Source organism: Pseudoalteromonas byunsanensis (genome assembly GCF_001854475.1).
Taxonomy (GTDB): domain Bacteria; phylum Pseudomonadota; class Gammaproteobacteria; order Enterobacterales; family Alteromonadaceae; genus Pseudoalteromonas; species Pseudoalteromonas byunsanensis.
This window is the reverse complement of sequence record NZ_MNAN01000014.1, coordinates 1-15,633: the sequence shown is the minus strand read 5'-3', so window position 1 is coordinate 15,633 and position 15,633 is coordinate 1. Positions and strand designations below refer to the sequence as shown.

General features: G+C 42.4%; 13 protein-coding genes. 9 read left to right on the top strand and 4 right to left on the bottom strand.

All coding sequences use genetic code 11. The features are described 5' to 3' along the window. Both BIW53_RS02085 and BIW53_RS02080 read right to left on the bottom strand, forming a co-directional pair. Window positions 1-776, bottom strand: a 776-nt coding sequence (locus BIW53_RS02085; RefSeq protein ID WP_175442070.1) for a TonB-dependent receptor plug domain-containing protein, incomplete at its 3' end; no start/stop codon positions are given. 200 nt (window positions 777-976) lie between these two features. After that, the gene (locus BIW53_RS02080; protein WP_245699322.1) at window positions 977-3,361 is read right to left on the bottom strand and encodes a DNA polymerase II; all 2,385 of its coding nucleotides are present in this window, start codon (window positions 3,359-3,361) and stop codon (window positions 977-979) included. A gap of 24 nt (window positions 3,362-3,385) precedes the next feature. On the opposite strand from BIW53_RS02080, the gene dinG reads away from it, so the two are divergent. From dinG to BIW53_RS02040, 9 genes are all read left to right on the top strand, one after another. Continuing rightward, on the top strand, window positions 3,386-5,458 hold the full coding sequence (gene dinG, locus BIW53_RS02075; protein ID WP_070989691.1) for an ATP-dependent DNA helicase DinG: 2,073 nt from the start codon (window positions 3,386-3,388) through the stop codon (window positions 5,456-5,458). Next, complete coding sequence (locus BIW53_RS02070; RefSeq protein ID WP_070989689.1) at window positions 5,459-6,238, top strand: TSUP family transporter; 780 nt, start codon at window positions 5,459-5,461, stop codon at window positions 6,236-6,238. Beyond that, the gene (locus tag BIW53_RS02065; RefSeq protein WP_070989688.1) at window positions 6,232-6,834 is read left to right on the top strand and encodes a primosomal replication protein; all 603 of its coding nucleotides are present in this window, start codon (window positions 6,232-6,234) and stop codon (window positions 6,832-6,834) included. Before BIW53_RS02070 ends, BIW53_RS02065 begins: the two co-directional genes overlap by 7 nt. Next, window positions 6,834-7,736, top strand: a complete 903-nt coding sequence (locus BIW53_RS02060) for a histone deacetylase family protein (protein WP_070989685.1) — start codon at window positions 6,834-6,836, stop codon at window positions 7,734-7,736. Before BIW53_RS02065 ends, BIW53_RS02060 begins: the two co-directional genes overlap by 1 nt. A gap of 34 nt (window positions 7,737-7,770) precedes the next feature. Continuing rightward, entirely contained in the window at window positions 7,771-8,043 is a 273-nt protein-coding gene (locus BIW53_RS02055; protein WP_070989682.1) for a late competence development ComFB family protein, read from the top strand. Next, window positions 8,040-8,201, top strand: a complete 162-nt coding sequence (gene rsmS / locus BIW53_RS20470; RefSeq protein ID WP_084228022.1) for a pleiotropic regulatory protein RsmS — start codon at window positions 8,040-8,042, stop codon at window positions 8,199-8,201. The genes BIW53_RS02055 and rsmS overlap by 4 nt, the downstream gene beginning before the upstream one ends. Before the next feature lie 84 nt (window positions 8,202-8,285). After that, a complete protein-coding gene (locus BIW53_RS02050; protein ID WP_070989680.1) occupies window positions 8,286-9,077 on the top strand; it encodes an NPP1 family protein in 792 nt (263 codons plus the stop codon). Between the two features lie 293 nt (window positions 9,078-9,370). Then, complete coding sequence (locus BIW53_RS02045; protein WP_070989678.1) at window positions 9,371-12,493, top strand: efflux RND transporter permease subunit; 3,123 nt, start codon at window positions 9,371-9,373, stop codon at window positions 12,491-12,493. 10 nt (window positions 12,494-12,503) lie between these two features. Then, window positions 12,504-13,622: an efflux RND transporter periplasmic adaptor subunit gene (locus tag BIW53_RS02040; RefSeq protein WP_070989676.1), complete on the top strand. Its 1,119-nt coding sequence runs from the start codon at window positions 12,504-12,506 to the stop codon at window positions 13,620-13,622. Window positions 13,623-13,706: 84 nt separating this feature from the next. Here BIW53_RS02040 and BIW53_RS02035 read toward each other — a convergent pair whose 3' ends face one another. Continuing rightward, window positions 13,707-14,276 (bottom strand): hypothetical protein, encoded by a 570-nt coding sequence (locus BIW53_RS02035; protein WP_070989674.1) that lies wholly within the window; start codon window positions 14,274-14,276, stop codon window positions 13,707-13,709. A gap of 33 nt (window positions 14,277-14,309) precedes the next feature. Then, window positions 14,310-14,441, bottom strand: a complete 132-nt coding sequence (locus BIW53_RS21175; protein WP_281179843.1) for a hypothetical protein — start codon at window positions 14,439-14,441, stop codon at window positions 14,310-14,312. Window positions 14,442-15,633: the final 1,192 nt, after the last annotated feature.

Genomic DNA, 15,633 nt, shown 5'->3' with positions numbered 1-15,633 from the left:
ACATACGCGTTACCAGGAATAGCACTTGAAGAACCAGCAACCGCTAGTAGGTCTTGGCCTGAATGTTCAAACGAGATGAAACCAGTTTTCGCGAAATCACGGTCAACTGAACGTAGGTTGTCTTGCTCATCACGGCTATAAGCAGCTGTGATGTTGAAACCATCAACACTTAGGTCACCGAAACCAGTTGTGATTGAGAAGTTAGAGCTTGAAGTGTCTTTTGGCTTGTCATAACGAGCGCTGATAGTCGTGTTTTGAACGTCATCTTTTAGGATGAAGTTAACAACACCCGCGATAGCGTCAGAACCGTATAATGCAGATGCACCATCTTTTAGGATTTCAACGCGCTTGATAGCCGATAAAGGAATAGAGTTAAGGTCGATAGTACCGCCTGAATCAGAAGATACCATACGACGACCGTTTAGAAGTACAAGTGTGTACTCTGAACCTAAGTTTCTTAGTGAAGCAGTTTGAACACCGCCACCGCCACCACCTACTGACTCACCAGCAGCTGTGAAACCCTGCATCGCAGGAAGGTTAGCGATTAAATCTGGAACGCTTGTTACACCTGATTTAGCGATAGCTGAAGCATCGATAACGTCTAGTGGCAATGCACCTTCTAAGTCAGTTCTTTTGATTGCAGAACCGGTAACTTCGATACGTTCTACTTTCTCTTCACCTTCGGCTGCGAACGTGTTCGCAGAAAACGCAGCCGTAGAAGCAGCGCCAAACGCGATTGCTAAGCGAACCGCTTTTGAAACTTTACTATTTAACATTTGTATCTCCCTGGACTACTTGTTAGTAGCTTGTAATTTTTTATGGGCTTTGCCCTTATGGGAAGTTGCACTCATGCAACATTCACCATGAATATTAAACAAGCATTGACGTTAGCGTCAACCGCAAATTATTTAATTTTTATAAATTCCCACAATCAGGTACAACATAAGTTAAACAAATATTAAACATATATTTGATCTCAAAAAGAAAAAAAGCGCTGTTCTGTTAACTGAAAAAGAACATTTTCGTAATCAGGTATCATCATCAAAATAGGGTAAATCTGTTTTTCTATGTAGTGCTCATAGTCTATCTTACTGTCGTCGAGGTGCATAACAGGCCCTTTATTGGTCATGTAATAGCTGATAATGCTACCTTTAGATAAATTTCGACTCTGATTATTCAACACAGAAAGTCGAGCGGCCTTGACATGAGGTGGCACAGTTTTCGTGTAGTCTTCCAGAGGTTGACCCAGGCGTTTCGAATAACGCAACAAGCTATCAACTTCACCAGCACGTATTGCATCTATGTACCTTTTCGTTATACGCAATACACAATCCCCATCAAACAATGCTCGAATAATATCTTGCTGATATTTTTTTGCTATTTCGGTCCAGTCACTTCGAACACTTTCCATTCCTTTGAAAACCAGCGTTGGTTCGCCGTTTACATACACTTCACCGACATAACGTTTTTTAGAACCAACCGCTTGCCCCCTAATCGTAGGCATAAAAAAGGTGTGATACAGTGTCTCAAACTCAATTTCTAGATAACTGCATAAATTAAAGGTAGAGCAGCATTCTTGCTCCCAATACTTATTCACCGCACCCACCAAAGCTATCGCTTCGGCTTCGCATTTATCAGCCTCCCACTCATCCGGTAACTTTACAAATGTAGAATCTGTATCGCCATAGATTACCTCTAAGCCTTGCTTCTCGATCAGCTCTCGCGTAGTCTGCATAATCTCGTGGCCCCTCAAAGTGATTGAGCTCGCTAGACGTGGGTCATAAAAACGACACCCTTTAGAGCCTAAGACGCCATAGAGGCTATTCATAATGATTTTGATTGCTTGAGAAAGCATATCGTCGCGCGCGTGCTTTGCACTTTGCCGAGCCTCAGACAACTCCGCTACTAAGGTTGGTAGATGATGTAGGGTTCTAGAAAAAGCTCCGTTATGAAACCCTGGCACCGCATCTTGCGGCACTTTCAGGCCTTCTATTAAGCCCATAGGGTCAATACGAAATGTTCGAATAATTGACGGATAAAGGCTCTTAAAGTCTAATACCGCCACATTTTTATACAGCCCAGGTTTTGAATCCATCACGTATCCACCAGGACTTTCAAAATTAAGGCCATGCTCTCCTAAGTTTGGGGCTACATAACCGCTACGGTGCAGCAAAGGTAAGTATAAGTTAGTAAATGCCGCGACAGATCCCCCCATTCGTTCAAGCTCAAGTCCGGTTAACTGACTTCTCACTATTGCAAATTCAAGCAGCTTCAATTTAGTAAAGATCGCCAATACTAATTCACAGTCCTTGATATTATAAGCAGCGAGACTTAGTTTATCTTCGTTAAACTGGCGAATGATCTCTTCTAATCTATCATCTTGTTCAATGAGCTTTTTCTCGCCCAAGACTTTTTCTGCTACGTTTGATAAACGAAAACTGTCAAAGTGATAAGTAGCATTTTTTAACGTATCGATACCATCTATTACCACACGCCCCGAGAGCATCACTCTAACGTAATTCCCTTTATAAACATCAATTGGCTGAGAATCTTTCCCCAGAATAAGCTCAATACCTAACATCTGCGCACGCTCTGCAAGCACCACAAAGTCAAACTCGATCACGTTCCAGCCAATGATCACATCAGGGTCTAGCCTTTTTACTTTATCCATTAGTGCAAATAGCAAAGCAGACTCATCCGGCACCCAATGAATAAATTCCGGTATATCATTATCAGCAGGTGGATCGCCTATCATAATGACACTGCGGTAATCCTCACAGGCCAATCCAATAGAAAACAAAACACCATCACCATTACATTCAATATCTAATGAAAGCGCAGAAAAGACGGGGCGATAACTACGGTGTGCTTTTAGCTTAGCTTCAGTTATCTCAATATAACCCTCTTTCATTACTGCGTTACCCTGTATCCAGACACCGCCACGGATAAAGCGCTCCATCAAAAAGCGATCGCAGTGCCGAATATCTTCTTCATACATATTCACGATGTTATTCAACGTTTGTTTTGCCTGGTGATAAGAGCGTGTATTTTGACAGTAACAGGCAACCATCTCCTCCTGATCGAAGTGTTTCAAGCCGACATTCTTAAACTGTACTTCTAGATTTTCTTGTTCAAGCAAACTCTGTGCTTGCTGTTGGTCGCTGTATCGTATAAAAAACACAGGCTGTTCATTATCGACATACGCCTTGATTGTTCCTTGGTCCGTTTTAAGCCAATAGCACAACTGTAGCCGCCCGTGGTGATTGATCTGCTGCCGTGATAATATGAAGCCTGCATAGACTGCTTGTGCCAAATCCGTTCCCCATCTAAAATAGCCCTTTGACACTGTAATTATATACATATAAATCCAAGTTAGGCGATTCACATGCTTTCAGACGCTCTCAAAAAGACCATTCGGCATACTCATCAAAATATAGCCGACCGCCTAGATGGATATCGTCAGCGTAGTAGCCAAAATTACTTGGTCGCTGAAATTGCGAAAACGTTGGCGGGGGAATATCACAAAACGCAACGTATTTGTGTGATTGAGGCAGGAACGGGAACTGGAAAATCACTTGCCTATTGCTTAAGTGCGTTACCAACTGCGCTAGCTAAAAAGAAAAAGCTTGTCATTTCAACCGCTACCGTCGCATTGCAAGAACAGTTAATAAATAAAGAACTGCCCTTTTTTAAGGAGCATTGTGGGTTTGATTTCAAGTTTGATTTAGTCAAAGGGCGCCAGCGCTATATTTGTGTGCAAAAGCTTAACGCCGCACTCAATGAAGACAGTATGCAACTATCTATTATGCCAACTTTATCTTCTCCACTATCAGACATGGAACAAAAGTGTCTAAAAGATTTACACAGCGCATATCAAGGCAAGCGTTGGCAAGGTGATAGAGATAGTTGGGCCGACACCATACCGGATAGAGTCTGGAACCTAATAGCCTGTGATAAACATGCTTGTCAGCGACAGATGAAATCACATCACCTATGCCCGTTTCATATGGCACGTCAAAAAATGGCACAAATGGACGTATTGGTAATTAACCATGCGCTGTTGCTTGCTGATCTGGAACTTGGTGGAGGGAAAATTTTACCCGAGCCAGACGACACTTTTTATGTGATTGACGAGGCTCATCACTTACCTCATATCACCAGAGATTTTTCCTCTGCTGCTGCAACCATCAAAGGAACCATCGACTGGCTCGAAAAGTTATTAAAGTTTAGTGGCAAAATGGCAGCGACCATTGTCTCGCAAAAAGCCATAGGTCAAAACTTTAAACTCAATGATGCCGCCAATGATGCAAGCAAAGATCTCAAAGCTGTGAGAGATATTCTTGATTCCGCAGACTTTAATTACAATCAAGAGGATACCTATCGTTTTGAACATGGGTTAGTGCCAGACTCTCTTATTTCTAAAGCTAAAGACATCAGCGATGCAACACAAGATGTACTTCGAGCGCTAAACAAAATGCACGACGCACTCACTTTAGACGTTAGCGATGGTGATGTTAAACCCTTTTTGGCCGATCCACTACTTGGAGAAAGTGGACAATATATTAATCGTTTAGAACAGCTTCACAAGCTGTGGTATAGCTATGCTTGCAAGGGAGAAAATACACCACATGCACGTTGGATTAAACGTTTAGAGTATAAGCACCACCATGATCATCTATTATGCGACTGCCCAATCGAAGTGGGCTACTATCTCAAAGATAAACTATGGAGAGAGTGCGCTGGGGCAGTACTTTGCTCCGCAACCTTGAGCGCACTTGGTACTTTTGATCATTTCGCAAAAGAAAGTGGTTTAAGTAATGAACCCGGTGTCAAATTTATCAAGGCTAACTCTCCTTTTGATTATCCGGCTCAGGCAACGTTGCATTTACCTAAGGCTGAAGTAGAACCAACAGACAAAACCTTTAGTGATTACCTAGCAAAATCACTGCCGCAATACCTGCAACGCGATAAAGCTAACCTAGTGTTATTCGCATCTTATTGGCAAATGGACCACGTGGTAAAATTATTACGCAAAGAACGATGGCAAATTTTGGTACAAGGTGAGCAATCCAGAGAAAGTTTATTACAAACTCACAAAGACAATATTGATCAAGGTAAAGGCAGTGTCTTATTCGGTACTCAGAGCCTATCAGAAGGTCTTGATCTACCTGGCGTATATCTAGAGAATCTCATAATTACGAAAATTCCATTTGCAGTTCCCACTTCGCCAATTGAAGAAGCACAGGCAGAGTTCGTGCAAAGCAAAGGAGGAAATCCATTTTTATCGATAACCGTTCCCGATGCTGCAAAGAAATTAGTGCAAAGCTGTGGTAGACTGCTGCGTAAAGAATCAGATCATGGCCGTATTACCATATTAGATAGGCGCTTAGTAACTAAACGTTACGGTAAAGCCATGTTAGATACGCTGCCTCCATTTAAAAGACAAATAGATTATTAAATGTTTGAACTTGCGCTCGATCCAATGACCTGGGGACTGCTTTGTGTAGTTGCTTTAGCCGCTGGCTTTATTGATGCCATTGCCGGTGGTGGGGGTATGCTTACTGTACCCGCCTTATTGACGGCAGGCCTGCCGCCACACGTTACCTTAGGCACCAATAAACTCGCTGCAAGTTTTGGCTCAATTACTGCCAGCCTAACCTACTACCGCCAGCAATTGTTTAACCCCCGGTTTTGGGCCGCTTCCATCTTCGCCACCGCGATTGGTGCCGTGCTTGGAACACTTTTAGTGGATTTTCTCAGCACTGAGTTTTTAAACAAATTACTGCCCGTAGTGATTATTCTAGTCGCGTGTTATAGCTTGTTTGGTAAACTAAGCCCAACGGAATCTCATACACTACCACCTATTACACAAGCCCTAAAAATCAAACAGTGGATACAGGGGCTCTGCTTGGGTTTCTTTGATGGTATGGCAGGCCCTGGTGCAGGCACATTTTGGACCGCCTCCAACAGCATACTTTATAAAATGAGCCTGCTGCTAAACTGTGGTTTAGCCCGCTCAATGAACTTTGTTTCCAACTTCATTTCTTTGATTACTTTTGTCGCACTAGGTCATGTAAACTTTCTATTAGGTATTTCAATGGGCGTGTTTTTAATGCTTGGCGCGTGGATTGGCGCACATTCGGCTATTAAATTTGGCAACAAGCTGATAAAACCTTTGTTCAACACTATTGTTATAATACTCGCCGGGAAATTAGTCATTGAGGCATATCTATCGTGAGTAACGCGCTTGATAAATTACATCAGCAACTGGCCAGATTAGGTGAGCAGGCCCAACAGTTTGATAATGCAAAGTGGTTTGATAAAAATCGCTATATTCAAGCACAACCTAGCTTATTCGATCGTACTGTGTTTGCAACTAAGAGCCTGTTACTATGTGACTATGTAGATGAAATTAAAGCCGAAGTTAAATATCTACCGCCGATGGAAAAGCGCCATGCTTACAGTTTTGCTGTACAACGTATCGCAACACAAATTGAAGCTATCATAAAAGTTCTCAAGTCGACCCCAGTGTGGGCCAAAGAGAACAAAAACAATTTCAGTAAAAAAAGTAAAGTTTATCGTAAAGCCGTGCAAAAGATCATGCAAAGCTCCCATGAGCTCTATCAGGAGTTGTCTCAAAATTATGAATTTGAGCGTCGGCTGCAAGAAATGATAGAGATGCGCAGAGAAAAGCTAGATAAAGCAAACACAGATGAAGCTCAAAAAATAAACCAAGAGATACTCGCACTTCACGCGAGGCTCGGGCGGTGTAGAAAAGCCATTTCAGAAACAGAAGTTAAAATCCAGCAAGTTGAAAAACAACAAAATCGCTAATGTTATTTTATCATCCTTCCTACTCTGCCTTGTCACTTCCACCTAGACATCGTTTCCCGATAAGCAAATACGCGATGTTAAAAAACCAACTATCTGATCTGTCATTACATAGTAAGCTTGTATCTCCCAACAAAGCCCCGCTTGAATCCCTATTCCTATGTCATGATCGGGACTACGTCTTGAACTTTATTAACGGAACATTATCTCAAAACGCAATCAAAAAGATGGGGTTCCCATGGTCAAAAAAACTTGTTGAACGTACTTTATTCTCTGTAGGGGCAAGCATTGCCGCTGCTAAATACGCATTAGAAAATGGTATTGCAGCTAACTTAAGTGGAGGTTATCACCATGCCCACAAAGACTTTGCCGCCGGGTTTTGCATCATTAATGACTTTGCTGTGGCCGCTTGCCATATAATAGAATTAGAGCTGGCTGAAACTATAGTTATTTTCGATTGTGATGTACACCAAGGTGATGGCACTGCCAGTATACTTTCTGAGCGCTCAGACATCGTCACATGTTCTATTCACTGTGAAAAAAACTTTCCGCGAATAAAAGCCCAGTCTGATTATGACTTTCCACTTTCGACCAATACTGACGATGATACGTATTTGGATACGGTTCACCAAGCATTATCATTAGTATGTCGTCTGCATAAGCCTGATCTGATACTATATAACGCCGGTGCCGATATACATAAGCGAGATGAACTCGGATTATTTAACATTAGCCTCGGTGGCGTATTAGCGCGTGATAAACTTGTATTGGAGTACTGTCGAGCGCACGATATTCCGATCGCAGCAGCAATGGGAGGAGGCTACCAAAAAAATATAGCCCAACTCGTTGATGTACATAAGCAGTTTTTTATTGCCCTACTCGCTAACCCAGCTATTATGATATAGATATTAGTTAGTAATAAAGCCGCAGGTAAGCAAAATGAAGCTACATGATGATGTACATAACTATTACGAAAAAATAGTATTAGACAAAATTGTTGAGCATAACTTACACGACAAATACAGCGAAGATGTCATGGCTGACTTCTGCTGCACTGTGCTCAATCAGTTACCCGCTCGTTACATTCGAAATGATGTTGATATGGCGTTTTATTTACCGCAACGTGAACGCATAATTATGGAACAACAAGTCGACAAAGCAATCAAGTTCGCTAGTGAGCAAGTCGCAAAAAAGAAAACAACACCTCAATGAATAATCCACTAGAAACCGCACCAAACCACGTAAAACTGGCTGTTGACCTTATCATGTTACTTGAGCAAAACGAACTTGAGCCAGAAGAGGTTTTGGCAGCCTTGAAAATAGTAGAAAGCGACTTTAGGAACAAACTCTCAACTCACGACAAAGAATAAAGACACTAAACTTAACAAAATAAAAGCATTTATGTAACATGTAAAACTTATCCTAAATTTTTATTTTTACGATGAGTTATCATTATGACAAAAACAGTAAGACTCTTCACATGTGCATTGCTCACCACCCCTTCTTTTGGTAACAACGCTTTTGCTAATGACTTTACAGCTTTAGATACCGCGCTACCGCCAAGCTATATTATCAACGGTACAGAGCCCGTATTTGACTTTGATGGTGACGGTTGCTTGCCTAGTGCTGGTATAAGTCGAACTGGGCAAAAAAATGCTGGGCTCAAAACATCAGGAACTTTAGGCGGTGATTGCCGTGACAGCCAATTTTTGAGAACTTCCAATACCGTACACAGGTACGCCTGTCACACTAACGCTCAAGGACAGTACTGCGCGCATTTTTACGCATTATATTTCAAAAAAGACCAAGTATTTAATTACTTCGGAGGCGGACACCGCCATGACTGGGAGTATGCAGCTGTATGGACTCATGATGGCATTGTCACTCATGGCAGTTACAGCGCACACGGAGACCTGTATACCAAGTCAGCCAGTGAACTACCTTTTGAAAATAGTCACTTAAAAATCGTTTACCATAAAGATGGTTTATTAACCCATGCGTTACGATTTGCGAAATATCAAGAAATCGCAGAGAATGGCTATAATCGCTTTGTAACACCCAATATTATCAGCTGGTATGAAATGCAAGGCGATGGGATCAACAACCAGTCATTAAGAGCTAAACTCAACGAATATGATTATGGCTCAGCGACACTCCCCGTAAAAGACAGCCGATTTCTATACAATATTAATCGCTTCAAACCAGCCCATTACCCGAAATTTGAACTGGTAGATACACAACCATAAGGCTCTTTGAGGGGCGTAAGTTAAAACACGCCTCTGCGTACCTTTATTATTATTTTCAGCATATCTATTCTTTTTTGTATCTATACTCAATAGCAGCCATTTGTATATGTAAATTAGGTGTCTAAAAGTATTTCAGATTATCTAATTTCGTTACAAATTATTGCAACCTAGTTATTTACCTTAAAATATTGGCTGTTAGTCGCTATGTCCCACATAGAGCGGAAATTAGTCGCTAGCGCATCATCTGCTTTTACTAGATACTGATCGAGTAAAGAAAAAGATTGGATGTTGTTATGAATTTAACACGTAGTTCGCTTAAAAACCCTGCAAGTGTATTGGTGATATTAGTACTGATCATGCTATTTGGCTTAATCAGTATTTTTAAGTTGCCGATCCAATTAACACCAGATATTGAGGAACCTCAGATCACTATTTATTCGGGGTGGCGTCAAGCTGCGCCAGAAGAAATCGAGTCCATGATCATCGAACCTATTGAAAATGCGGTGAAGAACACGCCCGGCGCACTTGAAGTCAATACACAGATTAATCAGGGGAATGGTACTATCACGCTCACTTTTGCAGTGGGTGCAGATATGCAACAAGCGATGCTTGATGTACTGACAAGCCTCAATCAAGCCCCTCCCTTACCTCTAGATGCCACAGATCCGATAGTCACATCCGGTGGCGGAGGCGGTCCAGGCTCCGGAGGCCCCACCGCTGCCACCTTGCTCGTTTTACCTCTGAGTTATGAAAGCGATAACTTTGACATGGCGATATACCAAAAACAAATTGAGGACTTTATCGAACCTCGACTTGCACGCATACCAGGCGTATCTCATGTTAACTTAAGTAGTCAAAGGCAAAGAGAGTTAAGGGTTACATTTGATCCATATAAAGCCGCTTCATTTGGGATCAGTCTGGATCAAATTCGCCGTACAATATCATCCTCCACTGATGTTTCAGGTGGTATAGCAGATGTAGGGAGACGTCAATACACGGTAAGATTTACTGGCAAGTATGATGTTGATAGCTTATCGAGCATGAGAGTCGGTTATTCTGGCGATAGACCTATCTACCTAGGTGACATTGCCAGTGTAGAAGATACCGTTACAGATAGGCGCTCAATGACACTTAGAAATGGCACTCCGGCTTATTACATAACTATATCTCGAAGTAACGAGTCGAATACTGTTGCTGTACTCGATGGTATTAATCAGGCTATCAACGAATTAAACTCTGGTGTTCTAAAAGAAGCAGGGCTGTCTATTGAGCTTAGCTATGATGCGTCGGTTCACATTCGTAATGCTCTACAACTGGTAAAAAGCAATCTTGGTTTAGGCGTACTAATGGCATGTGGTATTTTGTGGCTATTTTTTAGAGGGATCAGAGCAACATTAGTCATCGCGGCAACTATCCCAGTCTCTTTAATGATGGCATTTCTTGCGTTGAACTTGTTTGAACGCAGCCTCAATGTTGTATCTCTTGCCGGTCTAGCATTCGCTGTAGGCTTAGTATTGGATGCAGCAATAATAGTTCAGGAGAATATAGCAAGACTAAAGAGTGAAGGCATGGAGAACGTTAAAGCCTCACTTAGAGGGGCAACACAAGTTGCGGGCGCGCTATTTGCCTCAACTGCGACTAGCGTTGCCATATTCCTACCTATCATGTTTATGGCTGGTATCGAAGGGCAATTGTTTTCTGACCTAGCACTAACGCTTTCAATAGCAGTTATTGCTTCGCTCGTCTGTGCATTAACTATCATCCCGATAGCCAATAAATATATACCAGAGAAAGAGCTGAAGGTTGACCCTTACTTAGATTACTGGAAAAAGCTCACTAAATGGATTATGACCCTAACCAACAACCGTAAAAAACAGCTTGCTTGGATAACGACTTTACTTGGTGGCTCTGTGATAATCACATTTACCTTACTACCACAGACTGACTTTATGCCAAGAGCTCCCACGGATGGCTTCTTTTATAGTTTAAATACACCACCGGGCGGCAATATTGGTTTTATGGAAGAAGAAATAGCTAGGCGCGTAAAAGAGCGAGTCATGCCCTATTATGAAGGCGAAAAGATGCCAAAAATTAAAGATTTTAATTTTTATGTTTTTGGCTCTGATGCAGGAGGCTTCATCTATTCGCAAGACCCTCAGCGCGTAGAGGAGTTAATGGACGTTGCACGAAGAGAAATTTTCCATGATTTACCCGATACCCAAGTGTTTCTCTTTAGAGGCTCCATGATCCAAGTATCAAACGGTGGTGACGGCCGTGCTATTAACATTGATCTGACAGGCCCAAATATGGATGACCTGATCAGCGCTGCACAAGTCGCTTTAACCGCTGTCAAAGACGCCATCCCAAAAGCAACAGCTCAACCGCAACCAAGATTGGATATGGCTGAACCAGAACTTCGTTTGCACCCTGACGATAGGCGCATCACTCAAGCAGGTTTAACTAGAAATGACGTTGCACAAGCTGTTCAAGCATTTACCGGTGGCCTATTCGTAAACGAGTATTTTAACGGCAATGAGCGAATGAATGTGATCCTCAGAGCGAACACTTGGGATACACCAGAGCAGCTACAAGCGCTTCCAATCGTAACCCCCAACTCAGGTATTCAAACTCTTGGAGAACTCGCTTTGGTAGAACGTACGGTTGGTCCAACGCAGCTGCGTAGAGTCAACGGGAAGCGGACCGTATCCATTGTTGTAACTCCGCCAGCTGAAATGAGTTTGCAAGAAGCTCAAGCTCTTCTATCTGAAAAAGTTATGCCAAAGCTTAGGGCTTCCTTACCTGCAAATGCGAGCGCAATACTCGCAGGTAATGCTCAAAAAATGAACTCTGCAATCGAAGAAATGACTATCAACTTTATACTTGCGCTATTTATCTTGTTCCTTCTCATGACTGCACTGTTCAAATCTGCAAAAGATAGCCTATTAGTACTGCTAGTGATGCCATTAGCGATTGCCGGCGGAGTGCTTGCGCTATATATACTCAACTTATTCACCTTCCAGTCTTTAGATCTGCTCACCATGATAGGGTTTATTATCCTACTGGGATTAGTTGTCAATAATGCCATCTTATTAGTCGATCAAACTAGGGCGTCTGAACGCTCTGGATTATCAAGAGAGCATGCCGTACAACAAGCTGTTTTACTGCGTGCTCGCCCTGTTTACCTAAGCACACTTACGAGTTTATTTGGAATGCTGCCGCTGATGCTAATGCCAGGGGTTGGTTCTGAAATTTACCGCGGGTTGGCAACTGTCATTGTGGGCGGAATGGCCATAAGTGCTTTATTTACGCTATTACTTATGCCCAGTCTGCTGAAATTGGGAAAGCACAAAGCCCCCATTGACGGCAATAGTCTTACGGCCAATCAACCTAAACTCAATCTAGTTGCCAACCAATAGAGAAGTTATTATGTTGTTATCTAAGAAACATTTTCATTCATATAAAACTGTTGTCAGCGTGATGTTGCTTACATTCGCGGTTGCTGTTACGACACCCGCAAGCGCAAAGTCGCCAGTCTCTGTCGAGACAGTGTCTATGGCACCATTGAAGAGCTCATTACTTATACATGGTACATTATACGGCAAGCAGGATGTAACTCTCACGGCTGGAGTTGGAGGACTGCTTACATTCGTTGTAGAACCTGGAAGCATAGTTATCAAGGGTGACATACTAGCACGTATAGATACCTTACCATTAGAGCTAGAACAAGCTCGCCAGCAGGAAATGCTTAATAGAGCCCAGATAAACTTACAGTTTCACAAGCAGGAGCTGATGCGTTTAACACAGCTGGCCAAAACAAGTAGTGCTGCAGCAAGTCAGGTCGATAGAGTTAAGCAACAACATGATCTTGCACACTCAGATATCCAACTCGCAAAGATAGAGCTACGTCTAATTGCAGATAAGATTGAACGCTCAACACTCAAAGCGCCCTTCTCAGGGGTTATAAGTGAGCGTTTCAGTCATTCTGGGCAAGACGTTAATCGTGCTGATAAGCTGGTACGCTTAATTGATATTCACAACTTAGAGGCCAGACTCTATGTCCCAGTGAAATATCTCAGCAGTCTTGATAAAGGTTTAACATTACCGATAGCTGCAAGTAACTCAAATATTTCTAACCATGTAAATACCACTATTACCGCAATTATTCCAGCAACAGACCCTCGCTCACAATCTTTTGAAGTTAGAGCTACTTTACCAAAACAAACTGGGCAGCATTGGGCTGCAGGTCAATTAGTCGATGTATCCTTACCGCTAAGTTCAGGGAAATCTGAGTTACTAGTCAACCGAGATGCTTTAATCCTCAGAAAACAAGGGGTTCACGTGGTACGTATAAATAAAGATAACAAAGCAGAGCAAATCCCAGTCGAAGTAGGCAAAGGACAAGGTAAATATGTTTCGATTAAGCCTTTAGGAGAAAGCGTGTTAGAGGTGGGTGATTCTATTGCCGTACGTGGTGCTGAGCGCCTATCAACAGGCCAAGAAGTAGAAATACAAACATCTTCTACTGTTAATGCATCAGAACGATAAAAAGGTTACTAGCCCAATGAGTGAGGTTCACCTCGGTGAACCTCACTCATTTTTTTACTTTCACATTTATGAATTTTGTGAATTCTAATCGCCTGATTGGCGACTAGATGGTTTGAATTTAAAGGTTATGAACTGAAGCAATTTTTGCATAGGATAGGCGGCCATTAGTAAGCACATGAACACATTGGTCAACACCACTATTTGGGTATAAATAACTTTTAGAACATCCGTGCCAAATACCACTCGATCCACATATCGTGACATCAGTAGAATTACTAACATGCCAGATACGTAGAATCCATAAGTCGTTATTTTAGCAAAATTACACCGCTTAAAGTTATGCCATTGGATAACGGCAACCATGAACAAACCTTCATGAATACTAAAACCAATGTAAAATATCTGCCGAACAGCCTGAACGCCGACATCAAGAGTATATATTACATCTCTTATGACAATGGCTATCAGCTGGAATACCATTGAAGTAAATACAAAAACAAATAGCGAATGTTCGAACTGCTCTACACTGCCCGACTCTGGGCGGTTGAGTATCATTGCTCGTATAGAATCCTTACCAAATGCTCCAAGAACTATAAGCGTGAGAATTTTGATAACCGTCAACGTCAATTCTATGTGCACCAAAATGCCATTCATAGCAACAAAGCTCCTTTTCTACCCTCTGTTCCTCTACTTGATAACCTTGGTAGCAGTAGTAGTAACTGGTGGCTCATGACCCCCACCTGCTCCGCCGTTACCTCCAAAGACTTGTTTTAACAATGCTTTTGATAAAATTTTAAAACTTTTTTTATTAGTATTCATGCAATCTACACCTTTTATTTACATAGCACAATATAGGCCGAACAAATAAACATGCTCGATGACTAACGCATACCAACAACCTTCGAACAGTTTTTAAGTACATCTATAAATCTAGCTACTGATTTCAGAAACGCAACGGGCCACATCTGTGTCTACTGCATTATTGACCGCTATACAATTCCTTTATCGCCATATGAATATATTCATATTTAGCTTAATTTAAATCGCATACCAATTGCAACTATTGAAATGCTCTATTGCGAGAATGCTGGCTTTACATATAACTAATGAGTAAGATCTATTTTGTATACTCGAACAATCCTACACTCCATTGGCGCCTTTGTAAGGCCTTTAGAATTTAAGTGTCTAAATACAATGCAAAGGGTTAACGACAGCGAACTTCGCCGTTTTCGCACAATTGACTATAGAGTTTTCGTACATTGGATCAAATCACACGCGCGCGGCATCAGTGCAGTGAGCAGGTTTAGCTACTGCTGAGGGACTCACCTCAAAAAGAACCTCACCCTTATCAAACATCGGATGGCGCTACGCTTATCACGACCTACAACGCCAAAACGCAAAAAGCCCATCCGATTGGATGAGCTTTTTACTTAATAGGAGCTTGGTGCGCTACGCAGTAGGATGTTCTACTCCGTAGTGGCTACTCCGTAGTGGCTACTTTCACATGGCAAATGCCACACTATCATCGACCGGGGCCGGCCCTTCGGCTACAGTGCAAAGGGTTAACGACTGCGAACGAAGTGAGGGCGTTTCCTTTGCGCAAGGTGAAGTGAGCCAGTTGAGCTACCGCTGAGGGACTCTCTTAAACGTCGGATGGCGCTACGCTTATCACGACCTACAACCCCAAAACGCAAAAAGCCCATCCGAGTGGATGGGCTTTTTACTTAACTAGGAGCTTGGTGCGCTACGCAGTAGGATGTTCTACTCCGTAGTGGCTACTCCGTAGCGGCTACTTTCACATGGCAAATGCCACACTATCATCGACCGGGGCCGGCCCTTCGGCTACAGTGCAAAGGATTAACGACTGCGAACGAAGTGAGGGCGTTTCCTTTGCGCAAGGTGAATATCGTGCAAAAGGTTAGCGACATGAGCGAAACGAACACGCTCTTTTTGCGCAAGGTGAATTATCGTGCAAAAGGTTAGCGACATGAGCGAAGCGAACACGCTCTTT

Coding starts and splice junctions, on each gene's coding strand:
- BIW53_RS02050 (WP_070989680.1), top strand. CDS start 8,286: ATGACAAAAACAGTAAGACTCTTCACATGTGCATTGCTCACCACCCCT.
- BIW53_RS02035 (WP_070989674.1), bottom strand. CDS start 14,276: ATGAATGGCATTTTGGTGCACATAGAATTGACGTTGACGGTTATCAAA.
- BIW53_RS02045 (WP_070989678.1), top strand. CDS start 9,371: ATGAATTTAACACGTAGTTCGCTTAAAAACCCTGCAAGTGTATTGGTG.
- BIW53_RS02040 (WP_070989676.1), top strand. CDS start 12,504: ATGTTGTTATCTAAGAAACATTTTCATTCATATAAAACTGTTGTCAGC.
- BIW53_RS02060 (WP_070989685.1), top strand. CDS start 6,834: ATGTTATTTTATCATCCTTCCTACTCTGCCTTGTCACTTCCACCTAGA.
- BIW53_RS21175 (WP_281179843.1), bottom strand. CDS start 14,441: ATGAATACTAATAAAAAAAGTTTTAAAATTTTATCAAAAGCATTGTTA.
- BIW53_RS02055 (WP_070989682.1), top strand. CDS start 7,771: ATGAAGCTACATGATGATGTACATAACTATTACGAAAAAATAGTATTA.
- dinG (WP_070989691.1), top strand. CDS start 3,386: ATGCTTTCAGACGCTCTCAAAAAGACCATTCGGCATACTCATCAAAAT.
- rsmS (WP_084228022.1), top strand. CDS start 8,040: ATGAATAATCCACTAGAAACCGCACCAAACCACGTAAAACTGGCTGTT.
- BIW53_RS02080 (WP_245699322.1), bottom strand. CDS start 3,361: ATGTATATAATTACAGTGTCAAAGGGCTATTTTAGATGGGGAACGGAT.
- BIW53_RS02070 (WP_070989689.1), top strand. CDS start 5,459: ATGTTTGAACTTGCGCTCGATCCAATGACCTGGGGACTGCTTTGTGTA.